The sequence below is a fragment of the Providencia sp. PROV080 genome, from assembly GCF_033688105.1.
GTDB lineage: Bacteria > Pseudomonadota > Gammaproteobacteria > Enterobacterales > Enterobacteriaceae > Providencia > Providencia zhejiangensis.
Genome location: NZ_CP096346.1, coordinates 2,298,312 through 2,319,225, shown reverse-complemented (window position 1 = coordinate 2,319,225; position 20,914 = coordinate 2,298,312). Strand labels below are relative to the sequence as shown.

The 20,914-nt window shown below is 38.7% G+C and carries 18 protein-coding genes and 3 pseudogenes; 12 read left to right on the top strand and 9 right to left on the bottom strand.

The annotated features are described in order from the left end of the window. Nucleotides 1-105 precede the first annotated feature (105 nt). The 3 genes and pseudogenes from M1F03_RS10180 to M1F03_RS10170 form a co-directional block, all read left to right on the top strand. Nucleotides 106-453, top strand: coding sequence for a hypothetical protein (locus tag M1F03_RS10180; RefSeq protein ID WP_251464134.1), 348 nt, complete (start codon nucleotides 106-108; stop codon nucleotides 451-453). Nucleotides 454-1,335: 882 nt separating this feature from the next. Further along, nucleotides 1,336-1,832, top strand: a pseudogene (locus M1F03_RS10175) (helix-turn-helix domain-containing protein); the annotation flags it as partial. Beyond that, a pseudogene (locus M1F03_RS10170) lies at nucleotides 1,809-2,063 on the top strand (IS66 family transposase); the annotation flags it as partial. The pseudogenes M1F03_RS10175 and M1F03_RS10170, both read left to right, overlap by 24 nt. Nucleotides 2,064-2,340: 277 nt before the next feature. Here M1F03_RS10170 and M1F03_RS10165 read toward each other — a convergent pair. Genes M1F03_RS10165 through M1F03_RS10155 form a run of 3 tightly spaced genes read right to left on the bottom strand, consistent with a single transcriptional unit; the run spans nucleotide 2,341 to nucleotide 3,912 of the window. After that, nucleotides 2,341-2,793 (bottom strand): GyrI-like domain-containing protein, encoded by a 453-nt coding sequence (locus M1F03_RS10165; RefSeq protein WP_251464132.1) that lies wholly within the window; start codon nucleotides 2,791-2,793, stop codon nucleotides 2,341-2,343. 60 nt (nucleotides 2,794-2,853) lie between these two features. Beyond that, on the bottom strand, nucleotides 2,854-3,468 hold the full coding sequence (locus M1F03_RS10160; RefSeq protein ID WP_272661408.1) for a hypothetical protein: 615 nt from the start codon (nucleotides 3,466-3,468) through the stop codon (nucleotides 2,854-2,856). A 30-nt stretch (nucleotides 3,469-3,498) separates the two neighbouring features. Continuing rightward, complete coding sequence (locus tag M1F03_RS10155; protein ID WP_318839918.1) at nucleotides 3,499-3,912, bottom strand: hypothetical protein; 414 nt, start codon at nucleotides 3,910-3,912, stop codon at nucleotides 3,499-3,501. Nucleotides 3,913-3,970: 58 nt separating this feature from the next. Between M1F03_RS10155 and M1F03_RS10150 the strand changes: the two are divergent. Next, a pseudogene (locus M1F03_RS10150) lies at nucleotides 3,971-4,255 on the top strand (transposase); the annotation flags it as partial. Between the two features lie 668 nt (nucleotides 4,256-4,923). Beyond that, on the top strand, nucleotides 4,924-6,489 hold the full coding sequence (locus M1F03_RS10145) for a phosphodiester glycosidase family protein (protein ID WP_251464129.1): 1,566 nt from the start codon (nucleotides 4,924-4,926) through the stop codon (nucleotides 6,487-6,489). Between the two features lie 54 nt (nucleotides 6,490-6,543). Here M1F03_RS10145 and M1F03_RS10140 read toward each other — a convergent pair whose 3' ends face one another. After that, nucleotides 6,544-8,127 carry a phosphodiester glycosidase family protein gene (locus tag M1F03_RS10140; protein ID WP_251464126.1) on the bottom strand — a complete coding sequence of 528 codons (1,584 nt, stop codon included), beginning with the start codon at nucleotides 8,125-8,127 and terminating at the stop codon, nucleotides 6,544-6,546. A 616-nt stretch (nucleotides 8,128-8,743) separates the two neighbouring features. After that, entirely contained in the window at nucleotides 8,744-9,778 is a 1,035-nt protein-coding gene (locus M1F03_RS10135) for a phosphatidylinositol-specific phospholipase C (RefSeq protein ID WP_163861606.1), read from the bottom strand. A 577-nt stretch (nucleotides 9,779-10,355) separates the two neighbouring features. On the opposite strand from M1F03_RS10135, the gene ydfG reads away from it, so the two are divergent. The 3 genes from ydfG to M1F03_RS10120 all read left to right on the top strand — a co-directional run bounded on the left by ydfG (nucleotide 10,356) and on the right by M1F03_RS10120 (nucleotide 11,818). Then, the gene (ydfG, locus tag M1F03_RS10130) at nucleotides 10,356-11,105 is read left to right on the top strand and encodes a bifunctional NADP-dependent 3-hydroxy acid dehydrogenase/3-hydroxypropionate dehydrogenase YdfG (RefSeq protein ID WP_154635672.1); all 750 of its coding nucleotides are present in this window, start codon (nucleotides 10,356-10,358) and stop codon (nucleotides 11,103-11,105) included. A gap of 81 nt (nucleotides 11,106-11,186) precedes the next feature. Then, entirely contained in the window at nucleotides 11,187-11,555 is a 369-nt protein-coding gene (locus M1F03_RS10125; protein ID WP_154635671.1) for a DUF1283 family protein, read from the top strand. 26 nt (nucleotides 11,556-11,581) lie between these two features. Next, nucleotides 11,582-11,818: a DUF1161 domain-containing protein gene (locus M1F03_RS10120; protein ID WP_154635670.1), complete on the top strand. Its 237-nt coding sequence runs from the start codon at nucleotides 11,582-11,584 to the stop codon at nucleotides 11,816-11,818. 37 nt (nucleotides 11,819-11,855) lie between these two features. On the opposite strand, the gene bioD is transcribed toward M1F03_RS10120, so the two are convergent. From bioD to M1F03_RS10105, 3 genes are all read right to left on the bottom strand, one after another. Then, nucleotides 11,856-12,530: a dethiobiotin synthase gene (gene bioD, locus M1F03_RS10115; RefSeq protein ID WP_154635669.1), complete on the bottom strand. Its 675-nt coding sequence runs from the start codon at nucleotides 12,528-12,530 to the stop codon at nucleotides 11,856-11,858. A 141-nt stretch (nucleotides 12,531-12,671) separates the two neighbouring features. After that, nucleotides 12,672-13,880 (bottom strand): ROK family protein, encoded by a 1,209-nt coding sequence (locus tag M1F03_RS10110; protein ID WP_154635668.1) that lies wholly within the window; start codon nucleotides 13,878-13,880, stop codon nucleotides 12,672-12,674. Between the two features lie 101 nt (nucleotides 13,881-13,981). Next, the gene (locus M1F03_RS10105; RefSeq protein ID WP_154624817.1) at nucleotides 13,982-14,884 is read right to left on the bottom strand and encodes a LysR family transcriptional regulator; all 903 of its coding nucleotides are present in this window, start codon (nucleotides 14,882-14,884) and stop codon (nucleotides 13,982-13,984) included. A 115-nt stretch (nucleotides 14,885-14,999) separates the two neighbouring features. Here M1F03_RS10105 and M1F03_RS10100 point away from each other — a divergent pair, with 115 nt between their 5' ends. The 3 genes from M1F03_RS10100 to tus all read left to right on the top strand — a co-directional run bounded on the left by M1F03_RS10100 (nucleotide 15,000) and on the right by tus (nucleotide 17,974). Further along, entirely contained in the window at nucleotides 15,000-16,262 is a 1,263-nt protein-coding gene (locus tag M1F03_RS10100; protein WP_154624818.1) for an MFS transporter, read from the top strand. Nucleotides 16,263-16,366: 104 nt separating this feature from the next. After that, nucleotides 16,367-16,930: a lytic polysaccharide monooxygenase gene (locus M1F03_RS10095; RefSeq protein ID WP_251464124.1), complete on the top strand. Its 564-nt coding sequence runs from the start codon at nucleotides 16,367-16,369 to the stop codon at nucleotides 16,928-16,930. 123 nt (nucleotides 16,931-17,053) lie between these two features. Next, nucleotides 17,054-17,974 carry a DNA replication terminus site-binding protein gene (tus, locus tag M1F03_RS10090; protein WP_163861596.1) on the top strand — a complete coding sequence of 307 codons (921 nt, stop codon included), beginning with the start codon at nucleotides 17,054-17,056 and terminating at the stop codon, nucleotides 17,972-17,974. 121 nt (nucleotides 17,975-18,095) lie between these two features. On the opposite strand, the gene fumC is transcribed toward tus, so the two are convergent. Next, nucleotides 18,096-19,493 (bottom strand): class II fumarate hydratase, encoded by a 1,398-nt coding sequence (fumC, locus tag M1F03_RS10085; protein WP_154624821.1) that lies wholly within the window; start codon nucleotides 19,491-19,493, stop codon nucleotides 18,096-18,098. Between the two features lie 178 nt (nucleotides 19,494-19,671). Here fumC and manA point away from each other — a divergent pair, with 178 nt between their 5' ends. Beyond that, a complete protein-coding gene (gene manA, locus M1F03_RS10080) occupies nucleotides 19,672-20,850 on the top strand; it encodes a mannose-6-phosphate isomerase (protein ID WP_247047036.1) in 1,179 nt (392 codons plus the stop codon). Nucleotides 20,851-20,914: the final 64 nt, after the last annotated feature.

Below are 20,914 nucleotides of genomic sequence, written 5' to 3'. Positions count from 1 at the left end.
GAGTTTATTGAATAAGGGTAAAGCACCGGCACACTCCTTAAGTGCAATAATTTCCGGAGCAGTTGTAACGGATAGTCTTGATGATGAAATAGAAGAGCTTACGAAATGGGCAATTCGTTAAATAATGAAGAACGTCTTTGTGTGACGTTGTCACTTATTTTTGTTGATAACGCTATAGACTACGATTATATAGCTTACATGGTTAAAAATTATGATATTAAATACATTGAAGATGTGTTGTTTAATTATGTGGCTCCAGCTTGCTACTTCAATGTTATATCGCCAGTTCCGCCTGTTTGTTATTTTTTTGATGAAGAGCAATTGCTTACAGAGATAGAAAAAATAAAAAGTATAAAAAACAAATTCTTAGGAAGGCTAAAAATGTCTTTTTTTACCTATTATCTTAAGATGAAGTTTAAAAATGAATGGATTCAGTTGAAATCACGCTTATAAAAATAATATTTTTAATAAATAGTTAATAGAATCACGGGGTCACTACAGGTAATGATTCAGATATCAAAGGAGAATAGGGTAGTAGCATTTTATCAAGGCATAATAGTTGCTCTTTCGTTAAACTCCGGTAATTGGGATTGTGCTTCATATCACCTGGCTGTACTTTGCTAAAATTCTGGTCGATTACTTTATGTAGCATCCGTTTCAATCGCGTGGCGTCCAGATGTCATACCTGTCAATCATTGAAAGCACTGATTCCTATTTATTGAAAGAATTTAGACATTGTTCGTAGGTGCTCAGCATTATTTTTGCATGATTCAAAAGATACATTTTGAATTGAAACTATGCTTTTAGTACTTTTTTATTACCCAAGTGATGATAGAAACCATCCAATTCAGAAATGCAATTTGCAATATCGTCGTTAGATTCCCCGAAAGAAAAATCGAATCTTTTACTGAATTTATTTTCCCAACACTTAAAGAAATACTTCAGCGTGAACAATTTCTTTTCTTGGTGCGGAAACGTAGAAGTGAAAGCTTTCTTATTGAGTATATTGCAACAAACAAGGATGGAAGAGTTGGTTTGCTCATCGATTTAGGTCAGTATTTGTTTCTTATCCATGCTGTACTACGTATCTCATTAAAATGCACAAATTGGCGAGAAGTGAAGTGATTAAATTTTTAACACGTATCTGATCTGAATCAATAGGGGTTAGAAGCGCTAATACATTGAAAGGGATTCATCTTATGAAGTTATTGGTCATTATACTCTATTTAACATAATATGCATTATGCGAACCTGAGGTGTAATAGCAAAGTTGTAATGTCCGCTCTGGGCTAAGTTAAGATGTCCGTCACGTAGGTTCACCATTAAGGGGGTCACATGACGGCTTATAGAGCGAAGTTTTTTACATTGGAAGATGTTAAACGACTAAAAAGTGATCCAGGATGTGATTGACCAGCGCCTGCCAACCAAAATGGCGGCACAACGATTAAGCATATCCGCTCGTCAATGCCGACGGTTATTAGTCCGCTATCGTGCGGATGGACCTTTAGGGATAGCCAACCAACGACGCGGTAAACCAAGCAATAATCAGCTTCCCACTTCCCACTGGATTATCTGAGTACGCACTCACGATTATTCGTGAACATTATCATGATTTCGGTCCAACCTAAGCCTGTGAAAAGTTAGCTGAGCAACATGATATTTACCTCTCTAAAGAAACCGTTCGAACACTCATGATTAAAGCCGGCTTATGGGCTCCTCGTAAGCAACGCGCCCCTAAAATCCAGCAACCACGCTACTGAAGAACCTGTACTGGAGAGCTTATCCAGATTGATGGTTGTATGTGTGTTAAGCTGATACGCTATGTTGATGATGGTCATTTATCTATCGATAACAACCGTGCGGAACGCGCGATCAAATCGCTGGTCATAGGCAGAAAAAACTGGCTTTTCGCCGATGCTCCTCATGGTGCTGATGCCAGTGCGCTGCTGTACAGCATTATTGAAACAGCAAATGATAACGGGCTAATCCTCTACGATTACCTGGTGAAATGTATGCAAGAGCTGGCAAAGTCAGAGCCAGATATCAACTCACTCTTTCCCTGAAATTTCTTACACTGAAACTAAAACGCCCGTGGGATTATGGAGCGCTTACAATAAATTTCACAGATTCCGGTATTAAACAACTGCCATAGTGAAAACCTTATCGTCTAGGATATAGAATTTAGTATAAATCACTTTTCCTTTTGGGAATTCATCTGAAAGCGTCTTGGTAATTTCAAATGAAAATGATCCGATATCTGGTTCCAAATGCCTCATTGCGACATATTCAAATCCAAAATAGTAACCAACACTAGGATAAAGCGCCTTAAAAATGCTTTCGCTATTTAATAGCGATGTATAGTTCCACTTCCTTGTTGGGATAAAAGACTTCATAGTCCGTGGTGTAGGCTCGCTCCAGCTCCTGATTCTCATCAGAGAAGAACTCCCAGACCTGCTCCCAAAGCTGCCATATCTGATTGTCCCCTTCGGACTTAGACGTAAACTTCAGGTATTTTCCGCTCTGGAGAACGATTGGCTTGACGTCTTTTTGTTCGACTTCATTGCCGACCTTTTCGACTGCGGCACTGACATCAAAATAACCCGCATGATCTGATTCATAACCGGAATACACACCATAAACGGTCTCGCCATTGAGTACCTTCTTGTAAATCTCTTCGTAGAAGGTCTTCCATAGACCTGGAATCTGGGCCGTCTCTCGGGATCTTTCATTTTCATTCCGGGTTCTGATCGTAATACCAAGCAGATGTTTATGCCCACAATCAGTCAAATTCATGGTGTTTTCCTTAAATTGATTTGTTTATTTCTTGCCATATGGCAGTCATACGGTGAATTATTAGGCGGTTTTATTAAGAAATTTCTTATATTCCTGATAATTCTTCTGGACCGGAATTTTTTTCAGTCTTTCCCATTCGTCCATCGCCTCCTGACGAGTCGCGCCTTCATTTTCGGGGGCTACCAAGAAGTCGGTGATGAAATTGTTGAATCGGGTTGACGGAATTCTTGGCAGCCGTCCCTTGGTGGTCATCAGCTCATAAAGTCGGTCTATCAATTCCCGATATGTAATTTTTCGGTTGTTTCTGATCTGCTCTTTACGCCAATCGTTCAGCCAGTACCATTGTCCGGACTTATCCTTGAGGTCAGGATCTCTTTTTGAGATTTCTTCTTTCAGGAAAGTTTTGGTCGCTTTGTCACTGACATAGTTAACGATATAAGAGTCGGGCGACAGTCTATCCCTACTTCCACTGGTCTTCCGGTTTGGCACACCTTTAGGTAGTGGCGTGTCATAACTTCCCGACAGACGGGCCTTGATATGGTCTTCCACCTCATTTTTCCTCAAGGTTCCCACATCAATGCCCAACTCTTTAGCGAAGGCTTTCAGTTCAGTCGCGTAGAAGTATCCTTTCTCAAATTCTTCCACTGACATATTTCTATAAAGTTTGTTCAACATTACCTCCAAGTAGAACTCCTCAATTCCACATTAATCCATGGCCACTTCTTTTAAACGCCCTTTGGCGCCAATATCCTGAAGCGTCAGTACTGCCACACGGTTGAGCAGCAATTCAAGCATATGCCAGGAATGTTCGCAAAGGCGTTCCATTCCCACGTATTGTTCTTCTGTGAGGTTGTCGTACAGCTCTTTACCCAACTCTGAGTGTCCGTGATCCAGTTCCGCATGAGCATCAATATATTCCCCGGATTCGGATATATTGCGTTTTGCAAAGGAGTGGAATACATCCGCGCACTTTTCCAGAACTAGATGAACGACAACAAGCTTTTCCAGGTTATCCAGCTGAAGCATTTTGAGGACGAACCAGTTACCGAACGCGTCAATTTCCGGATCCCAGTCGCCGCTCTCCGGAAGCATTTCATCATGCCCCAATTCTTCTTTCAAGTGCTCTAGGAATATTCCATTGAATAACTTATCCACGGTGGAGAACTGCCTGCTGTACATGGCGTTGGAGAAATTTGCTTTAATCTGGGATGAAAAATACCCCCAAATTAGTAAAAGTTGGTACGCGCATTGGGAAAACTTGAATACGTTTTTCGCTTACCCTGATGATATCCGCAAAGCCATTTATACAACAAATGCCATTGAGTCACTCAATAGCGTAATCCGTCATGCCATTAAGAAACGTAAGGTCTTCCCCAGCGATGATTCTGTACGGAAGGTGATTTATTTAGCGATTGAATCAGCCTCTAAAAAATGGAGTATGCCAATTCAAAACTGGAAATAGGCAATGAGTCGTTTTATTATTGAGTTCGGTGACCGCCTAGACGGTCACATTTAATGAAAGGCAAATACACAGAATTATTTACAGGGTCTTATCCCCCTTCCCTTTACCACATATGATCGGTTATCTGAGTTGGTTTCTTAATACCTGACATCTAATGTATAAATGACATGAACTAGCCTGAGCTTTACCCTTGAAGAAATATCTACCGGTGTGCATTAACCCTTTTAATAATAGTCACAACCAATTCTGTATACGTATGCTGTTATTGATGTAGCCATAAAATCTCTTTCTACCCTTAGCGTCTCTGCGAATCCACAAACCAGCCAAGTAAGAACATACACTTTGTTGTCAAGACGTTTTACGTTCATTTTTGAGGTTCTTTATATCGAAAAATGAATTTTACTAGGCGTACATAGCTTATCACTCTAAGAACATAATACTATTCTTGTGGATTCTTCTTTATTCGTAAGGACAATTAATATCTTTTAAGTTTGCGTAATTTTACTTACTCATCTATAACTTTATTTAATCGAAATCAATTTGAGGATGACATGGTGAATTAATTATTTGAAATTTAAGTATTGAAATTGAAATTGGAATTGTTTCAGCTAATACGATTAAAAATTAAATCAAAGGTATCATTTTAATACAATATAGGAAATTAACTCATGTTTAAATACTCTATTCTTGCTATTCTATTAGGGTTAAATATCTCCGTTGTGCATGCTAATTATATTGACGAATATAGCAGTGAAAGATCTGAAAATTGGAATTGCTGGGGACGTTTATATTATACATTCGAAAATAGAAACAACGATAATAAGAAAGTCTCTTTAAGTATTAATACAGACATATGCGATAGAAAGGAAATTAGACCATTATTTGTTGATGTTTATTTGCATAATATCAAATTTAGCGGGGCAAGTTATAATAAAACTTCAATTGATATTATTGTTGATATAGAACATAAGTTAACTGGTCAAACTGAAGTTATGCGAATAACTGAGGATGTTGGCAAGGTTAGTGAGTATATGAAGCGGTTTGAGTATCCTGCTGCAAAGTCTGGGGAATATGAAATAACTATCAAACAAATTTGGTTGATGTTTAGAAATAATGGCCGTACTGTTGGTTCATTCCAAATAAGAGGTGATAATGTTCGTACTGGGAATGGCTATATAAAGCCTAACTACACCAACGATGCAGTAATGGCGTTAATTAATGAGGCTAAAAAAGAAACTTTGCAAACTGGCAAACCAAGTCATATCGTTTTTGGTGGAAACTACGAAATCCCAATGAGCACAGGCTCTGGAAAATATACCCTTGCGAATAAAGGGAATCTATTAATTATACCGAGGGTGAGAAATAATGAGAAATATATTATTCCTCATTTGCTGGGTGATACTCACAAAGGGGAAGCAGCTCGATGCGAAGGCACTGCTTCCGCCCGCACGTCAGACGGTACGCTTGAGTATGCTGAGCTATATAATCCAGACGAGGCTTGGTTAAAGCTTGAAAAGCCATTAGTAGCGCTGAATGCAAATTACTTTGATGTGAGGCCTCAATTAAATGGAGCGACTTGGAAAAGCAATAAATGCTCAACGCCTTTGGGGATTTATTTTGATAATATTTCTAACGGGCCAACACAAGGTACTCACAACGAACCCAATAAGTATTTTGCGGGGCCTAGCTATTTCATTGATGAAGATGGCAGCAAAGCGCCGCTTGATGCCCTGTTTTGGAAAATGGATTTAAATTCAAGCATTGAAGTATATTACAGCAACGGTGTATCTGATCCAGCGATCGAACAACATGCTATAGAGTTAGACAATAGTGGTTATAAATTCCTTGCTATTGCAGGAACAGGATTACCTCTTAGTGTTGTTTCACCAAAACCTACACCTGATTCGGGTTTGTCAGAAACTACCCGCATAGGCATTGCCGCGGACGATAATAATAGTGTGATTTATGTGTTTCAAGGCGGAAGTTACCGTAATGGGATAAGTAGAACGGATCTTAAAAATCTGTATTATGGTTTAGGTGTTTCAAGTTCAATGGAACTCGATGGAGGTGGGTCTGCCGCCATTGCGATAGACAGTAATGCTTTTGTCGTTAAGGGAGATGCAAGGCCTTCCTCATCATGCGACACGTCGGGGGTCTGGTGTTCATTAATATCTCAGCCCGACGGTAAACATAGACCAGTACCTTCATGGTTAGGGCTATCTATCAATAAATAGTGATAAAAGAAGAGCTGAGTTTACTGCTCTTCTTTTTGAGCAAGGTAACATTGGTTAGTTATTTTTAATCAAAAGGATGGCATCCGAGACTAACCTTTCTTCTTCATCAGAAAAGGGACCTGTAGGCTTGCCGTCTACAATCATCACTGATGACCCGCCACCATCAAGGTTCATCGCAGTGATAGCGCCTAGCGCCTTCATTAAACGCCCCATTTCTGTAATGGTTGCCCCTTCTGAATTAGTTGGATTTCTTCCATAAACAACCGCGATGAAAAGAACATTGTCTTTAGTGATACCAATAGCTGTCCGAGGGTGCCGGCGAAGTATCCAGCCTTCATAAAACCCCTCTCTATTTTCGGAATCATTTGCGAGTGACAATCCATCATCGTCTTGACTTTGGTTAAGATCCTTTATTTTAGGGTAAGGATCCCAGCCCTGAGTAGCTCTGATTTCAATAGGAATATTACCATTCACAAGAAGAGAAGGCCCCGCACTTATCATTGTTATTCCAGGCTTGAGTGTGAATTCTTTATTATCAATAAACACTTTGTGAACTAGCTTCACGGGTATATCTTTCTTCAATTCCAACTTTTTATTACCAGTCACCTGAATGTAAGTTTTATCACTCTCTATTTTTGTATTTACTTTATCTGAATAACTTATAATATCGCCACGTTTATTTATTATTATTTCTGTCGCCGTTACATTTGGGGTGTGGTTTCCATACATGCGGTTATAAGCAATAACTTCGTTATCATTGTGACACACAAAATCATGAACAGGTTTTTCTGTTGGCTTGCTTTCATAACCGCCACAATTTAATAATTTTCCCGGAACTCTATTTAACCCGTTTATTTGGTAACTCAGGTCACCTTGCGTTATAAATGATTTTGTTACCACTGACGTTCCAAAAAATACATTTGTTTTATTACCACTGTTGTCAAAAATAATGACGGGTCTATTATTTGTAGCCTCGCGTATCAACTCTCCATTACTTACATATATACCTGCTGGAGCGCCGTAATCACCGACTGAATTATCAAAGGCAAAAAAACCACCATTTACGCCTGCGATTGCTTTTTTTCTGTCAATCATTGATGTAACGGATTCTGCTCCCTGTATTTTATCTTTAGCTAGGGCGCTAACAATCTTCCCATCAAATTTATTTAAATCAATCTTTAATACGCTAATATCGAATGGCCCACTTGTATGCAAACCTTCCTGTGCGCTATACCGCACATTAAATTCAAGGCCTTTGGCTTGTAATTTATCCGCCTTGTCTTTAGCTTCATTTTGGTTATTAAAACCCTTAATTCTAATTATGGGGCCAATGAAATTGCCTAGTGGCGCTGTTTCAGGGGCGAAATTGACTTCAAAGGGAATATTTAAATTTTTAAGTTCGTCTATATATTTTTGTTTTGTCTGAGAATTTATTACACCAGTGGAAAGAATATACCCATCCTTCCCTACTGTTCCTCTTTTTATTTCATACAGAGTGGCTCCTTCACTCAAATCTTTTTTAATTACGGACTGGTTCAATTTTGGCTCTCCGATATTTAGATCAGGAACAATCCAATCAGAGGCATAGCTTAATAAGGGGGCCGCCGTAAGTAATGCCAGTAATATTATTCTTCGCATTAGAATTTCCTCAGGTGTCAAAGTACCGAGGATACATAATTCGTGATGAACAATATGTAACATGCATCATAATTTAACTATTTGGTGGAATATATAGATAAAATTGGAAAGATAAGTTAAAACAGCTAAATATTGTCCAGTTTGACCTTGAGTTACAAAGTTATTTCTCTCTCTATAAAATATAATAACACTTTTGAATTCGCATGCTGTGGTTTGATGTAAGCGTAAGGCCCTTCTCTGCCGTTAGCATCACGGAATAACTTCATCTCCCTCAATGCCAAGTTCGGATTGAGGCATTCTATTCATAACTATTCATCTGTTTGATTTGTTTATCAAACCATTCTCACATTTTCTAGAATGGTGACGAAGAGAAAATGCGAAACAATTGTGACCCACAAAGAGCATTTGCTTCCTTAGAGTTAAACGACTTAGCAGACCTATGCGAGGCTTCAGTTTGGAGCAAGTTTATTTTAGCGCTGGACTTTATGTTTTTAAAATAAAAATGGAAATGTTATTTTGGATAGATTGTAATATCGTATGAGCAATCAAACGAAAAGTTTATTTACTGGTTTATATAAATGCATAAGGCTTAATAATTTAGCCTTACGCAATCAAGCTATTTTTGAAGATTTTTATTATTAGCGATAATGCTGCTAATTAAAGACTCTCCTGGGAAGTCAGCGATTATTATTCCAACCGTTCGATTAACGCCCAGCCTGTTGTATTGATTAATTTTATCTCTTGTCAAAATATTTGTACCTTCAAACGCGATTGTACAAATCCCAATAAAACAAGAAACCCTAGGAAAATCAGGATAGCTATACTTCCAGCCCGGGGTCGTTAGCCCTGTAGATAACCTTGGGGCTGAAGTACCAGGAGATGAGTGACCGCTTGCTACAAAGTAAGGAAATGAACCTCCAGAACCACTCAGATAGTTAATATATGTAGTACGAGAACTACCGCTTATTGCTGTCGCTAACTGTTCTTTAACATGTTCCCACTTCGTGTATAAGTCCCAATTGGTTTTAAGATGATATTCATCTTGAATATTAGCCTGCCAATAGGAGACGCCATAGTCCCAAAACTCCCTTCCATCACTCAATATGGCAAACTTCCCCCTCACTTCAGCCAATCTTGTGTTTAAAGACGTTAATTTCACATATTTATCCTTATGCAAGGAAATGTAATATTCTAGGGTTTCACTCATAGAGCGAGTGTTGTTATTATTTGGCTTCATTTCTTCTTTCAATCTAAATATAACGGTTTCGGATGGGTTCTTTTCCAGAAACCTATCAACGGAGTTAAGAAAATCGCCAAACATGACGTCTAGGAAAACAGTCCCATGATGCAAAGCAAACCTGTCGCTCGTATGCCTAACACGTATATCAAACATCCGAATTCCATATTCAAGTTGTTGATCAAAATTAAGAGTTTGAGTTGCGACGCTATCAACAAAACCTTTGTAAGCTGCGCTATCATGTGTACCTGGTATCGCTATCTCAGAAAGTAACACATCATCCCTAATCGAGCTCATCCACTTTGATTTACTAGTGAATCCGTCACTAGCCTTTCTGAAGTACGCAGAATCCCAATGAGCATGACTTGTGGTGCAAAAAGACATTATTAGAATATAGAAAAATATCTTTAACATGTTTTGTGCCCTTGATTTGGAGAGAAGAACATTTTGAATAAAGTGAAAAATCACGCGTTAGTTATGAGTGCAGCCATCTAAATGATAGCATTTTAGTGAAATAATGGAGTAACCTGGCAAGGAAGATTTTTTTATAAGAACTAATAAAAACAGATAGATAGCCGTTATTATTGCACCAGTAATAATATTGGTAATTAATAATTTGAAAGGCAGTTTTATTGAATTTATTACAAGATTTTGGCCGATCCGCTGGCATTTCCAAGATACCGTTAGGATTATCACTCACGGTTTGAATCACATTGACCCGATTTTATTCTTTATCCGACATAGCCACCAATATTTTAATGCCCTTTATTTCAGCAAAAGATTGACTTCTTTATGCTGAAAAATGACGTTTTTATTAACTTACACAGCTTCAGAACAGCAAATTGTGAAGATTGTAGCTGCCAAGTTTGGGGCCTCACAGCGTCATCCCTCTACCCTTTATTGTGTAATAACAATAAGTTTTTTGTAGATCATTACCGCAAGCGCGTTAGAATAACTGAACACTAAGCAATAATAAGAGACAGGGGTAAGCATGATCATTTTAGTTACAGGAGCATCATCAGGTTTTGGCGAAGCAATTGCTCGTCGTTTCATTCAGCATGGAGCAACCGTTATTGGTACCGGTCGACGAACTGAACGTTTAGTCGCATTACAAAAAGAGTTAGGCGATAAATTTCACCCTATTACGCTTGATATTCGTGATAGAGAAGCTATTCAATCAGCAATTGCAGGCTTGCCAGCATCACTAAAAAACATTGATGTATTAGTTAATAACGCGGGCTTAGCGTTGGGTATCGAACCCGCCTTCAATGCTAATCCAGAAGATTGGGCCACCATGATTGATACTAATACTAAAGGGTTGGTTAACATGACTTATGAAGTACTGCAAACGATGGTGGCCAATAATCATGGACATATTATTAACATTGGCTCAACCGCTGCAAATTGGCCATATAAAGGTGGTAACGTTTATGGTGCAACCAAAGCTTTTGTTAGGCAGTTTTCACTAGGTTTGCGTGCAGATCTTCAAGGTAAAAAAGTACGTGTCACTGACATTGAACCTGGCTTGGTTGGCGGAACTGAGTTTTCTAATGTTCGACTCAATGGCGATGATGCTAAAGCTGCTAATATATATAAAGGCGCCGATGCACTTACCCCTGAAGATATCGCTGAAACAGTTTATTGGGTCTCTACCTTGCCTGCTCGCATGAATGTGAATACACTTGAATTAATGCCTGTGTGCCAAACATTTGCAGGTTTAACCGTTCATAAAGAAGAGTGATTTTTCGTACTTTTCTAAAGGGATTCGCCTCATATTTGTGGTTAAATAGCGAAATGGAACTCATTTAGTAAGGATTTAATGATGAACTCATCTCTCAAAGTTGTTAAGCAAGGCTTGTCAGCATTATTGCTGTGTCTTCCTTTGTTAGGGCTTTCTTCAGCGCATGCTGCGAATGTCAACTGCACTGCGGGAAGTACTTGTGTAACGTCAGGAAATGTTGATAGTGTTCTGACGAAAGAGCAAGCTCGCCAAGAAAAAGAACAGTGGGATCAAACACGTCAGTTACGTACAAAAGTGAATGCGCGCACTGAAAAAGAGTTCGATAAGGTTGATGCCGCGTTTGATGCGAAAGATGCATGCGAAAAAAGTCTTAATTTAAATGCTTATTGGGAACCTAATACACAACGTTGTCTTGATGTAAATACTGGACGCCCATTAGCTCGCCCATAACTCATTAACCTAATTAAGGAGTTATTATGAAAACGAGACTTATACTTCCAGCACTGTGTATCCTGTTTGCCCCTGTATTAGCACAGGCATCATGTGAAAGTGTGATTGAAGAAATTAAGCAAAAGATTATCAATAATGGTGTTCCTGCTGATAATTTTAGCTTAGTGGCTGTTCCAAATGACGAAGTCGATCAAACACAAGGACAGGTTGTTGGCCACTGTCAGAATGAAACGTATAAAATCATTTATACTCGTCACCAATAAATAGCTAGGGCGCTTTGAGCGCCCTTTTCAATTTTATCTAAGCATATTCACACATAAATTCTTTAAGCTTATCTTTATCTAAATATTGACAGAGTTCTTTCTCTTCTGGCCGCAATAAATAGGGGATCTCACCGAGTAATGGTGCTTTTAAGTGCTTTTGTAATCGACTAATAATCTGAGCGTAATGGGCAAGACCTGGATTAATTCGGTTCGCTATCCAGCCGACAAGTGGTAAACCATCGGCTCGTATTGCCTCTGCTGTAAGCAATGTGTGATTAACACAACCGTGTTGAATTCCGACAACAAGTATTACACCAACCTTTTGGCCTTTTAACCAATCAGTGTAAAACGTATTGTCATCTAATAAATAACGCCAGCCACCATTACCTTCGATAACAACGGTATCGCATTGACTATTTAGGTTTTCTAAGCCTAGTTTAATTTTACTGAAATCAATACGGTTTTCGTGATTGTAATTATCTTTAATTTTTATTGGATTGATATCATCATATGATACAACCTCTTGTGATATCCCATGAATGAGTAAAGCATCCTTATTTCTCATACCTTCTGGAGTATCAATACATTGATCAGCAATGGGCTTGTAGCCTACCGCTTTAATTCCTTGGCTATTAAGCGCCTGCAATATGGCCAATGTGGATACTGTCTTCCCGACATCTGTATCTGTCCCGGTAATAAATAGATTCATCATAGTTATTTTCTATCCTGAAGTGACAGACGACTGCATAATTGCAGTGAAAAATGATATGGAATCAGTTTATGGGAATGGGCAAGTCTTAAGTTTGCGTTAGCTCAATTTTCTAGTTAATAGCAAAAACTTTATCAACTTTTGTTAACCTTGTAGTAACTGGATCAATAAAGAGCCATCGTATAAAGCCTGTTGAATTAAAGCAGTTTCACTCTCTTTTTTAGTAATTTCAGATTTTTCAATATGCAATTCTTGATAGTAGATATGAATACACTGAGAGCGACAGTATTGATATAAAAGTGGATAAAATAGCGAAGAGACACGATTTAATGGCGAATTGATCAAAATTAACTCAATACCAAAAATATTAATTAATTGATAGAGCTGCCCTGCGAGTATTTGAGCAATATTATCTAATATGTGCAGGCAAAGAGGATCTTCAGTTTCGATACCTAAACAGAAATTATCGAAATTAATTTCTTCATTTAAAAGCGAGGTTTCTGGGTATAAATGAAATAATTTAGGAATACGCTTTAAGATCGCTGGAATCGAAATCGATCTTTCTAAGCAGCCAATCCCGCCACAATAACAACTCTCGTGGCTGTTCTGAATCTGTCCATGACCGAAATAAATGGTACGTCTGGTATGGCTATCTAGTGCAATACCATTATTGATAATGGCGGCACTAACCACATCATCGATTTGTAAATAAATAATATTTTTAGCCGTTCTTTTAGCATGAAAAGAAAAATAATCGGTTAAGGCTAACGTATTAACATAAGGTTGAATATAGGTTGGTAAACCGGTTTGTTCTGTTAAGTGATGGCCAAGTGATAAATGATCAATATCATAGTCCGGTAATTTATAAATCACACCGGAAAAAGGCTCAATTAGACCATCTAAAATAATGCTAATTGCAGTGACACGCTCAAGGTGTTGTGAGTAAGTGGCAAAAAAATGGCTAATTAAAGATGAGAGAGTATTTGAGAATTCATCATTACCTTTTACGTGAAAAGGATAGCTTTGTTCTACGATGGTTTGGGTATTGATCTCTTTTAGGGCTAAGCTGATAGAACCATTTTCAATTCGGATAGATAAAAATTGCCACCCTTCACTTTCTATTACTAAGCCAATGGCTGGTCGACCACGTAAGCCAAGGACGGGGAATTCAATTTCTTTCACTAAGTGAGCATCGATCAATTCACGGGTGATTTTTGTAATACTCGCTGGAGCGAGTAGTGATTGTTTGGACAACGCAATACGCGAGATTGGCCCGTGTTGATCAATCACTCGGTAAACAATCCCTGTATTTAGTTGCTTAATCTGATCGATATGACCGGTTTGATTTTCCATTATGAAATATTAAATCCCATGCTAAAGCAGCCAGCTATTATGCGTAATATAAGTCATCAACGCCTTGATCCACATGTTAATTGTGACTTAAATCACATGATTTAACCAACAATGTTTTTTATGAGTAACTGAGTTAATTTTTGTGCGGCCGCTGGTAATGTCCTACGACTATTGTAGACTAACCATACCTCCGATGCTGCATTGATATTAGAAAATTTGATGTACTTTACACCATCAATCTTCATGCGAGTGAAGGACTCTGTGATAATAGAAATTCCCATGCCAGCTGCAACTAATCCTAAAATGGTCATCGCTTCACCGGCTTCTTGAGATATTTTAGGCGTGACCCCAGCGGATGTAAGCAGATTATGTATTTCATCATAAAGCGCCGTTCCCACCTCTCTTTCGAAAAAAACTAAAGGATAATCAGCCAATAAGTGAATATCGACACCTGTTTTTTCGTATTTTAATAGCGGATGCCCTTCATACACCGCAACCATGAAAGGTTCTTTAAACAATAATTGGTAATTCAATTGTTCAGGTAATTGAGTATTACGCATAATACCCATATCAATCCTACCCGTTAATAATGGTGCAAGTTGTTGTTTTGTATTCATTTGATGCATATGAATAGCGACTTCAGGGTAGGATTCACGATATTGACGTAAACACATAGTCACTTTATGCATAAAGGGGGTTGTTGAGGTGAAGCCTATAGAAAGTTCGCCTAACTCGCCCTTTTCCATTCTTGCGGCTTTCGTGGCGGCAGCTTCGACCTGAGACAATATTTGATAAGCCTCTTTAAGAAACATAGTGCCTGCGGGGGTTAAGGATACATTCCTATTATTACGCTCAAGTAACTTTGCATTGATTTGCTCTTCAAGTGACTGAATTTGCTGACTCAATGGTGGTTGAGAAATATGCAGTCGATCAGCCGCTCTCCCAAAATGTAACTCTTCTGCAACAGCCACAAAATAGCGTAAGTGTCTTAATTCAATAGCCATTTTCTTTATGATATCTTTAAAGTATTATTGGTAATTATTAATATATTAGACAAAATAGTCTGAGATTTCTATCCTTTGATCGAAATCAATTGGGTTATATGGCAAGGAAATCTCTATGGAACATTCATCAAATAGTCTTACTACTGAAGACACCGCTAACGGAACGCGGGATAACTCAAATAAGAATACTGTCCCTAAAAAGCACTATATTCAACGTGATGATGCACTATATTTGCGCGTGACACTCTCATTCTTTACCGTGGGGTTAGCCACATTTGCATTACTTTATTTTGTGCAACCGATTTTGCCGATGTTATCAGAGGATTTTAATGTTTCCCCTGCTACGGCTAGTCTCTCGTTATCATTAAGTACTGGATTAATGGCGCTAGGGCTACTGATTACTGGACCAATTTCCGATGCGATTGGACGAAAGAATGTCATGGTCGTTGCGTTAACAAGTGCGGCATTGTTCACACTGTTAAGTGCTTTTATGCAAAGTTGGCAAGGTATTTTAATTGCTAGAGCGCTCGTTGGATTATCGTTGAGTGGTGTTGCAGCGGTTGCGATGACCTACCTAAGTGAAGAAATCCATCCTAGCTATGTCGCGTTATCAATGGGGTTATATATTAGTGGTAACTCTATTGGTGGAATGAGCGGACGTCTTGTTACGGGCATTATCGCTGATTTTTATTCATGGCGTGTCGCTGTGGTTTTGTTGGGCAGCCTAGCTTTAATTGCTGCAATTGGCTTTTGGCGGTTATTGCCACCGTCACAACATTTTAGAGCAAGCTCTTTAAAACCCAAAAATTTGTGGATTAACTTACGCCTTCATTTTCGTGATAAAGGTTTACCATGGTTATTTGTTGAAGGCTTTGTTTTGATGGGAGGGTTTGTCACTATGTATAACTATATTGGTTATCGATTACTTGAAGCCCCCTATCATTTTAGCCAAGCTACTGTTGGCTTATTATCAATAATTTATTTAACAGGTACATATAGCGCATCGAAATCCGGAAGTTTAACCTCTAGATTTGGTTTGGGAAGTGTGCTGATTGCTGCATTAGTTCTCATGTTGTCAGGGATCTTGTTAACACTATTTTCGAGTTTTTGGCTCATCCTTTTGGGCATGACGGTGTTAACAGCTGGGTTCTTTTCTGCTCATTCAGTCGCCAGTAGTTGGGTTGGACACCGAGCTAAACGGGCTAGAGGCCAAGCTTCTTCACTTTACTTGTTTAGTTATTATGCAGGTTCAAGTATTGCAGGAACTGTTGGTGGGATTTTTTGGCTGCAATTTGGATGGGCTGGCGTTGCTTGGTTTATTGCTGGGCTGCTTCTTATTGGTATGCTAATCGCTTACAAATTAAAGGCTAACTGCTGATCAAGCCGGTGTCTTTACTTTATCAATACCTATTAAATGATGAAATTTATTTTGTGAGTTTGATTCAGTGAAAATGTTGCTCTCAACAACGATGAGGGCAACCAATGAAAAATCTATTTTTACTTCCTTTTCTACTCTGTTTTTCAACATTTATATTCGCGCACGGCTATGTATTTGAACCACAAAGCCGTGCTTACCTGTGTAATCAAAAGCTCAATGCCGAGTGTGGTGCAATACAATATGAGCCACAATCTCTTGAAGCTGCAAAAGGTTTCCCTTTATCAGGCCCTATAGATGGTCAAATCGCAAGTGCGGGTATTACTCGCTTTGCTGAACTTGATGTGCAAACAGCCGCTCGTTGGAGCAAAAATGATCTTCATCACTCTCAACAAACGTTTAAATGGTATTTAACTGCCAGACATTCAACATCTAAGTGGGAATACTTTATTACCAAGCCGAATTGGAACCCTAATTTACCAATAAGCCGTAATCAATTAGTTTTAACACCATTTTGCCAGTATGATGAACCCAAACACCCTGGTTCAGTCGTCGAGCATCATTGTACATTACCAAAAGAAAATTTAGGCTATCAACTGGTGTTAGCGGTTTGGACGATTGCTGATACGGGTAATGCTTTTTATCAAGTGATAGACCTCAATATCAAATAAGACTTTTTATAAAGGGGAAAGAAGGCCCCTTTCGTTCTGTTTGACAGATTTATTTTGCACGATGCTGAATATTTGTTATATTTTCAATACATAGAATGTTGTAACTAAATGGGGTGTTGGCTTATGACAAATGCTAAATATGAGCTTATAAATTGCTTTAATCAATTAGAGAACAAAATAAGTAAGTTTAGTCATCTCATGGCTGAACAGCCCGTTTTTTCTGCCTCCGTATTTCGTCTCCCTGAAATTATGAAAGGTGATGAAAATAATGAAATAAAACATATTGAGGTTGAAAAAATAACAGGGAAAGATGCAATTAATCATGCTATAGCCCATTTTAATTTGTTGTTTATTCATGATAAATCAGAGTTAACCAGCAACAAATCGGCAGTTAGGTTACCCGGTGCTATTTGTATAAATGCGCCCTATTCTACTTATCGGATGTTTCATTCATTACTAGAAGATATCAATGAGTTAAAAGTGAAAATAAAGAAGATTGTGACTCAGCAATCTGGCGTCGATGAATCACAACGTTTTGAGTTTATTCATGATAGTCTCCATGGTCTATTGACGTTAAATACTTATCGCTCTTTAACTTATCTTACGGATGTCGATACCGTTAGATTTGGCTGGGCAAATAAAAAAGTCATCAATAAGACCACCAAAGAACAGGTATTAAATAAGTTGCAAGCCTCATTAGAAAATGGCCGTCAACCATTAGGTATACCTAGAGAACATTGGCTGAAGCAATTAGAGCAAGAAATTACTCTAATTAGTCAGCTAAATCAGGATGCCGTACTTAAAACTCAGAGACCGGTGAAAGTTCAGCCTATTGCTCGTGTTTGGGATAGCGCACAACAAAAACAGACTCAACTTGCCTGTGCCAATCCGTTAATCATATTTGCCGTCGAAAAATCATTAGATGATATTGTGATCGGTGATTTGCCGGATTATAACGCAGACAATATTACTCTTCGCAACCGCCCCCGCTCAAAGCCCATAGAATTATTGATCCCTCGCCTCAACTTATATCAAGAAGTCTAGAGATAAGATGCGATGTTCGTTGGAGATTGAGCGTAATAAAAAGTGCATAGATTATGCAACATAAAAAAGCACTTACTTATTGTTAAGCAAGTGCTTTTTTTAGCTTAAACTAATCTGTTAATTAGTTTTTCATGCTGCCAACCATATCTTCAGGACGAACCCACTCGTCGAACTGTTCAGCGGTTAGATAATTCAGTTTTAAAGCTGATTCTTTCAGCGTTAACCCTTCTTTATGGGCTTTTTTAGCAATTTCAGCTGCTTTATCGTAGCCAATATGGGTATTTAGTGCAGTCACTAACATCAGTGATTCATGCAGAAGTTTTTCAATGCGCTCACGGTTTGGTTCAATACCAATCGCACAGTGCTCATTGAAGCTACGCATACCATCGGCCAAGAGGCGAATTGATTGTAAGAAATTATCAATGACCATTGGACGGAATACGTTCAGCTCAAAATTACCTGAAGCACCACCAATATTGATAGCAACATCGTTACCCATAACTTGAGCACAAAGCATCGTTAGCGCTTCGCATTGTGTTGGGTTAACTTTACCTGGCATAATTGAGCTACCTGGCTCATTTTCAGGGATTGCAATCTCACCAATACCGCAACGAGGACCAGATGCCAACCAACGAACATCATTCGCAATTTTCATCAAAGATGAAGCAAGACCTTTTAGTGCACCATGAGCGTGAACTAAAGCATCACACGTTGCTAATGCTTCAAACTTGTTAGGTGAAGTAACAAATGGTTGCCCTGTTAACTCAGCAATTTTTTTAGCGACACGTACAGCATATTCAGGGTGAGTATTTAAACCCGTACCGACCGCGGTACCGCCAAGAGCCAGTTCGCACACATGAGGTACAGAGTTTTCAATATGTTTTTCATTGTGAGCTAACATCGCTACCCAGCCAGAAATTTCTTGGCCTAACGTCAGCGGAGTTGCATCTTGTAGGTGTGTACGACCAATTTTAACGATATCTTTAAATTCTTTTGCCTTAGCATCTAATACTTTATGTAATGCTTTTAGCTCAGGAAGTAAATGTTCGCGAATAGCAACAACGGCCGCAACGTGCATAGCTGTTGGGAAGACGTCATTGGAACTTTGGCTCTTGTTAACATCATCGTTCGGGTGAATAAGACGGTCATTACCTCTTTGGCCACCTAAGATCTCACTACCACGGTTTGCAAGCACTTCATTCATATTCATGTTACTTTGAGTGCCAGAACCTGTTTGCCAGATAGCAAGAGGGAATTCTGTCGGATGCTTACCAGCGAGTACTTCGTCAGCAGCAGCGATAATCGCATCGCCACGATCTTTAGGAAGTAATCCTAAATCCATGTTAACGCTTGCAGCTGCTTTTTTAGTCACCGCTAAGGCATGGATTAAAGCAACTGGCATCTTCTCTACAGATATACGGAAATGTTCTAAAGAACGCTGGGTTTGCGCGCCCCACAACTGGTCAGCTGGTACTTCAATTGGTCCCATTGAGTCTTTTTCAATGCGAGTGGCTGCCATTACTATCTCCTTAAGTACATACACAGAATAATCGGTTTTAAAATCACCAGCTTGCAGGTAAGCTGGCAATACCCCTCTATGATGCCACACATTTAATTTCAATAATGCGACTTAACCGTGTTTATTGTATTGTAGTATCAAGGAAATAAGTTGATTTTTAGAAAAAGAGAGTTTGGCTATGCTAAAAATGATTAATAAAGTTCAAAATTATGACTGGGGAAGTAAAACTGCGCTCACACAGTTATACGCTATCCCTAACCCAGAACATTTGCCAATGGCCGAATTATGGATGGGGGCCCATCCTAAAGCGAGTTCTTATGTTGTTAACGCTAAAACCGGTCAAAAACTCTCATTAATTGATTACATTGCCAGTGATCCTGAGAAAATTCTAGGCAAAAAAGTAGCCGCGTCTTTTTCATCACGCTTGCCCTTTTTATTCAAAGTATTGTGTGCAGCAAAACCCCTTTCTGTACAGGTTCATCCGAATAAAGTTTACGCTGAGGTTGGTTTCGCTAAAGAAAATGCAGCGGGTATCCCTCTAGACTCACCTATCCGTAATTATAAAGATGATAATCATAAGCCTGAGCTAATTTATGCGCTCACCCCTTTTAAAGCGATGAATGCATTTCGCCCATTGCAAGAGATCGCCGAGTTACTTGATTTTGTTTCCGCGGCACACCCTGAAATTCAATTTTTTGTTCAATCACCGACGGAAGAAAAGCTGGCTAAATTATTTGCACAAATTCTCAGTCTTTCTGGGGAGCAGAAAGAATTAGCATTAGGTGTATTAAAAGCGGCACTTAATAGCCGCCAAGGTGAACCTTGGAATACGATAAAACAAATGGTTAGCCTTTATCCTGAAGATACTGGTTTATTTGTGCCACTTCTGCTTAATGTGATTGAGTTACAACCTGGCGAAGCGATGTTCTTATATGCAAGAACGCCACACGCATATATTGAAGGTGTAGGTTTAGAAATCATGGCAAATTCAGATAATGTCCTACGAGCTGGTTTGACCAATAAGCATATTGATGTGCCTGAATTGATAGCTAACGTTGATTTTGTTCCTAAAACAAGCAAAAGTTTACTTAGTGAACCCCAGAAATCAGGAAATATCTGTAAATACCATATACCAGTAGAAGATTTTGCATTTAATATATATTCTATTAACGGCACGGAGATAAACATAACTAATGAGACAGCTTCTATCTTATTTTGTATAGACGGTGAGTTAGTTTTGAGATCAGGCAGTGAAGAATTAAAAATCAGTTCTGGAGAATCTGTTTTTATTTCAGCCTTTGAAAAAGAAGTTCGCTTAACAGGTATAGGTGAACTTGCTCGCGTGTATAACCTTTGATTTATTTTGCGTTTTGTTCGTCTTGATTGCACGCAAAAGACGGTTTGTTAAAACTTGTACAAAA

What these genes read in the sequence shown, in the direction of transcription:
- M1F03_RS10180 (WP_251464134.1), top strand. Translation starts at nt 106, where the DNA reads ATGGGCAATTCGTTAAATAATGAAGAACGTCTTTGTGTGACGTTGTCA.
- M1F03_RS10165 (WP_251464132.1), bottom strand. Translation starts at nt 2,793, where the DNA reads ATGAATTTGACTGATTGTGGGCATAAACATCTGCTTGGTATTACGATC.
- M1F03_RS10160 (WP_272661408.1), bottom strand. Translation starts at nt 3,468, where the DNA reads ATGTTGAACAAACTTTATAGAAATATGTCAGTGGAAGAATTTGAGAAA.
- M1F03_RS10145 (WP_251464129.1), top strand. Translation starts at nt 4,924, where the DNA reads ATGTTTAAATACTCTATTCTTGCTATTCTATTAGGGTTAAATATCTCC.
- M1F03_RS10140 (WP_251464126.1), bottom strand. Translation starts at nt 8,127, where the DNA reads ATGCGAAGAATAATATTACTGGCATTACTTACGGCGGCCCCCTTATTA.
- M1F03_RS10135 (WP_163861606.1), bottom strand. Translation starts at nt 9,778, where the DNA reads ATGTTAAAGATATTTTTCTATATTCTAATAATGTCTTTTTGCACCACA.
- ydfG (WP_154635672.1), top strand. Translation starts at nt 10,356, where the DNA reads ATGATCATTTTAGTTACAGGAGCATCATCAGGTTTTGGCGAAGCAATT.
- M1F03_RS10125 (WP_154635671.1), top strand. Translation starts at nt 11,187, where the DNA reads ATGAACTCATCTCTCAAAGTTGTTAAGCAAGGCTTGTCAGCATTATTG.
- M1F03_RS10120 (WP_154635670.1), top strand. Translation starts at nt 11,582, where the DNA reads ATGAAAACGAGACTTATACTTCCAGCACTGTGTATCCTGTTTGCCCCT.
- bioD (WP_154635669.1), bottom strand. Translation starts at nt 12,530, where the DNA reads ATGATGAATCTATTTATTACCGGGACAGATACAGATGTCGGGAAGACA.
- M1F03_RS10110 (WP_154635668.1), bottom strand. Translation starts at nt 13,880, where the DNA reads ATGGAAAATCAAACCGGTCATATCGATCAGATTAAGCAACTAAATACA.
- M1F03_RS10105 (WP_154624817.1), bottom strand. Translation starts at nt 14,884, where the DNA reads ATGGCTATTGAATTAAGACACTTACGCTATTTTGTGGCTGTTGCAGAA.
- M1F03_RS10100 (WP_154624818.1), top strand. Translation starts at nt 15,000, where the DNA reads ATGGAACATTCATCAAATAGTCTTACTACTGAAGACACCGCTAACGGA.
- M1F03_RS10095 (WP_251464124.1), top strand. Translation starts at nt 16,367, where the DNA reads ATGAAAAATCTATTTTTACTTCCTTTTCTACTCTGTTTTTCAACATTT.
- tus (WP_163861596.1), top strand. Translation starts at nt 17,054, where the DNA reads ATGACAAATGCTAAATATGAGCTTATAAATTGCTTTAATCAATTAGAG.
- fumC (WP_154624821.1), bottom strand. Translation starts at nt 19,493, where the DNA reads ATGGCAGCCACTCGCATTGAAAAAGACTCAATGGGACCAATTGAAGTA.
- manA (WP_247047036.1), top strand. Translation starts at nt 19,672, where the DNA reads ATGCTAAAAATGATTAATAAAGTTCAAAATTATGACTGGGGAAGTAAA.